Here is a 3928-nt window from a genome sequence, read left to right on the forward strand (position 1 = left end):
CCTGGAGGATATGGTACACCGCCTGGTCGGTAAGCCGGTCAGACCGTACGTCATCATGCCGGCGTATGCGGGTAAACAGTGCGCCGGGTGACTCCCCCCGGATCTGATCCACCCACAGCAGCAGACGCTGCCAGGCGCCGTCCGGGACATAGGCCAGCCGCGCCTTGTTTCCCTTTCCCAGTACCCCTGAGGGCCCGTTCGCCCGGCAGCATATCTTCATAGCTGAGGGACACAGCCTCCGACCTGCGCAGACCGCAGCCAAGGATAACCGCCAGCAGGGCCGCGTCACGCAGGCCGGCGCTGCCGCGATCTGCCTCACACACCGCAAAAAGCGCACGGATCTCCTCCCGTTTCAGGGCCCTGCCGCGGGGAAGCGTGCTGCCCCGCACCTGGCGTACCGCACGGATATGCTGGTAACTCTCCACATCCATCAGTTTCAGCATCCAGGCTTCACCGGCCACTCCCTTGAGCGCGGACAGATAGGTGTTGACCGTGGCCACGGCGCGGCCGGCATCCCTCAGCAGCTCGATGATGGCCAGCACATGATGCCGCCGCAGGGCACCCCAGCTGCAGTCCTGCAGGGAGCCGGCGCCGAGCATGCCGGCCACGATATTCAGAAAAGAGGCCATAGTCTGCCGGCTGCGCGCCGAGTTCAGTGACAGGAGATAAGCCTGTGCGGGATTGACAGGGGTGACACTGTCACCGTGTAGTACAGGCGGCCGTGTGTCGCCGGAAAAGCCGTCCGGCGACCGGGGAAGCAGTTGCTGGCCATCATCAGGTGACATGAAGTGATCTCCGCAAAGAAAAATGCCTGCTGCGCTGTGTGAAAAATGCAACCGGACAGTGCCCCCAAGTCTACTCATCAATCCCTACTTTTTCAAACGTACATTTTAATAAGTAGAAAAAGATTATAAAAAAAATAAAAATAGGATAGCATCAGACGTGACATAGCTCAGATATCATTCCTTAATACCATAAGACCATTCAGAACTTTTTCGTTAGAATTTTCTAGAGAGAATAATTTATGGGTAAAACATCTATTTCGGATATCTTATCTACTTATCATCATTTGCAATTAGAAAACGCAAATGAAGCCGCTACAAGACTAAAAGTGATAGATCGGGTCTTAAAGGAAGTCTTGATGTGGACTGATAGTGATATCAAACCAGAAGAACATGTCACTGAGGATGGTTTGACAACCTATGCTGATTATATACTAAAAACAGCCAATATTGCGCTTGTTGTGGAAGCTAAAAAGGCAGGACCTAGCTTCACTGTCACGCCAGGAAAAAGGAAAGTAAAGCTTAGTAATGGTTTTTTACAGTGTGATCTTGGTGAAGCAATAATACAAGCCAGAGACTACGCAAGAAAATTTGGTATAGATTATGCCGTCGCTACGAATGGAAATGTCTGGGCATGTTTTCCTGCCCAGAGGCATGATAATGTTAAATTTAATGATTCAATAGCGCTTGTTTTCTGGTCACTTGAAGATTGTTTACATGAGAATTATCAAGAATTCTATGATTTGCTTAGTCGTGAAAATGTAATATCAGGAAGTCTGGAAACAGCTCTCTTAGGTCGCGTCGAAAATCAAATCGAGTTTAGAAAGTTAAGGAATTTTTATTCGCAGCAAAATAGAACTCAGACAAATAACCCGATATATCATTTAATTGCCGATGAGTTAAGATTAGCATTTTCGGATTCCATACTTTACTTAGATGAAGATTCCTTTGAAAAATGTTATGTTTCAACGCCAGAAACTATGCGATTCGACAGTAAAATTAGGATGAATATTGGTAGGCGTTCAAATGTTCTGAATGGTGAGGTATTAAAAGGTTTAAATGATAAAGATACACAAAGAATAATCGATAAGTTTCAGGTGAAAGGAAAGAAAAAGATACACATCAAGGACAGCAAACCTCTAGCAATCTTGCTACTCGGGACTGTGGGGGCAGGTAAAACAACCTTTCTTCATTACATGAGAAAGGTCAGAATAAAAGAGATTTTTTCAAATAAAGAAGATACATTGACACCACATTGGCTTCATATAGATTTCCTTGATAATCCATCACAAAGTTCAATAGTAGATTTTATCTACAAATCAATTCTTGAATACATCAATAGGCATCCAATCTTAAGTAGTCAGGAGTTTGTATTTGATGCATTTAGAGAAGATATTGAAGCAATTAAGTCGGGGCCTCTTTTTCTATTGAGCGAAGAGCAAAAAAACTCTCGAATCTCCGATTTTTTATATGAGCAATATAAAAACATCAAACCTTATGTTGATAAAATAATTAATCACGTTACAAAAATAACATCTTTTTCCTTGTTATAGATAACGTTGATCAAATTGAACTTGATGATATTCAGTCCCGAATATTTACGGAATCATTTTCAATATCGCGGGCACTTTCATTAAACCTTGTGCTCTCATTGAGGCAGTCTACTTTTATCAAGCATAAAAATTCTCCGGCTATAGATGCTTTTGATTTTGAAGTTATACAAATAGATCCACCAAGAATTAGCAGTGTAATTGCAAAAAGATTTGCTCTAGTAAAATATATGACCAGTAACAAAAGTGGTAATTTCATCGCAGAAAATGGGGCTAAAGTTGCCTTGGATGATATATCACAATTAGTCGATATTATCAGTGGGTCTGTACTGGGAAGTGAGATTGGGACACGTATTGAGGTACTTGCGACGGATGATGTGCGATTGGCATTACGCATGACTCGTGAGTTCCTGGAAAGGGGTTATACGAGCCCAGGTAAGGCAGTACAAATCTTTAGAGAACAAGGAAGATATCTTCTTCCCCGACATGAGGCATTCAGAGCCATTTTACTGGGTACTGAATTGACATATAGCGAGTCAACATCGACTATTGCTAACCCATTTGATTCGAATTTAGCAGTGACTCAAATGCAATTATTAAGGCTGTACGTTCTTAATGTTATAGTTTCGTACGCTAGCGATCCTGCATTCCGACAAATTGATGGCTCGGTAATAACTGAAAAGTTAAGAATGATTGGTGTAGGTGACTCTTTTACACATCGCGTACTTGTTGATTTATGCAATAAGAGATTTTTATTCACTGTAAATCACGGTGAGCCTACAGCTTCATCAAGTTTCATACCATCTCGGTTGGGTGGTTATATTGCAAAAGAACTTATTAGTAATTTCACATTCATAGAATGTATGCTTTATGATACATATATAGCTGATGCTAAGACATGGGGAAAATTGAGAGATCTGAGCGGGAAAATTGAGTCTGAAAGAGATGTAATAAAAAGGATCACGATGCGTGTAAGCCGAGCGAAAAGTTTTATTATCAAATGGAAAACTTATTTCTCCGCTTTGTTCTGAGGCTATTATTAGAGGGCTGCCTTCACAATGGTGTTCTAATCCTCTTCGGGAGCGTTTACCCGAGTTAAGAAAAGAGTTAGGAAGGGTCCTTCATTCTGCGAAAAAGACATATCAACCTAAACAGGATGATACTTCTAAGTATTTCCTTGATGAATCGGTATGAAAAATGGGGCTGCCATGCCCCATTTATAATTTCCCACGGCACAAATATTTTATTTTTCATGCCAAAAAAGTGCCTTCAGAATATTACAGTTACAATTATTGTCACAACTAATTAGAACTGTACAATCACAAACTCAATAGAAATGGCCGCTGAGGGATTATCTTCTTGAACGGCCTCTTTAGCATAACGTCATTATGCAAACCAATTTACTGTTTTTTATTCTTGAATTATCTTAATTCGGGGGAGAGCATAATCCATTGCTTTTACAAATCCATTTCCTGTACTTGTATAGTGATGCCAACTACCTGATTTTGCGACTGCATCATCATATATGCTTTGTGTAATTGCTAAATAATCTATGTTCATCCATGAAAATATCCCTTCATCAACAAACTCTTTCGA

At 41.8% G+C, this 3928-nt stretch carries 2 protein-coding genes and 2 pseudogenes; 2 read left to right on the forward strand and 2 right to left on the reverse strand.

The features are described 5' to 3' along the window. Positions 1–785 (reverse strand): annotated as a pseudogene (locus tag ENTHG_RS23315) (tyrosine-type recombinase/integrase); the annotation flags it as partial. Positions 786–1024: 239 nt separating this feature from the next. Between ENTHG_RS23315 and ENTHG_RS26230 the strand changes: the two are divergent. Next, the gene (locus tag ENTHG_RS26230; RefSeq protein ID WP_237567537.1) at positions 1025–2335 is read left to right on the forward strand and encodes a hypothetical protein; all 1311 of its coding nucleotides are present in this window, start codon (positions 1025–1027) and stop codon (positions 2333–2335) included. Between the two features lie 98 nt (positions 2336–2433). Further along, complete coding sequence (locus ENTHG_RS26235) at positions 2434–3363, forward strand: hypothetical protein (protein ID WP_237567538.1); 930 nt, start codon at positions 2434–2436, stop codon at positions 3361–3363. Between the two features lie 379 nt (positions 3364–3742). On the opposite strand, the pseudogene ENTHG_RS25220 reads toward ENTHG_RS26235, so the two are convergent. Continuing rightward, positions 3743–3928, reverse strand: a pseudogene (locus ENTHG_RS25220) (Shedu immune nuclease family protein); the annotation flags it as partial.

It is taken from the genome of Phytobacter massiliensis JC163 (assembly GCF_000321045.1).
Lineage (GTDB): Bacteria > Pseudomonadota > Gammaproteobacteria > Enterobacterales > Enterobacteriaceae > Phytobacter_A > Phytobacter_A massiliensis.

Excerpts from the sequence above, each read along its gene's own strand:
- ENTHG_RS26230 (WP_237567537.1), top strand. The coding sequence starts at position 1,025 with ATGGGTAAAACATCTATTTCGGATATCTTATCTACTTATCATCATTTG.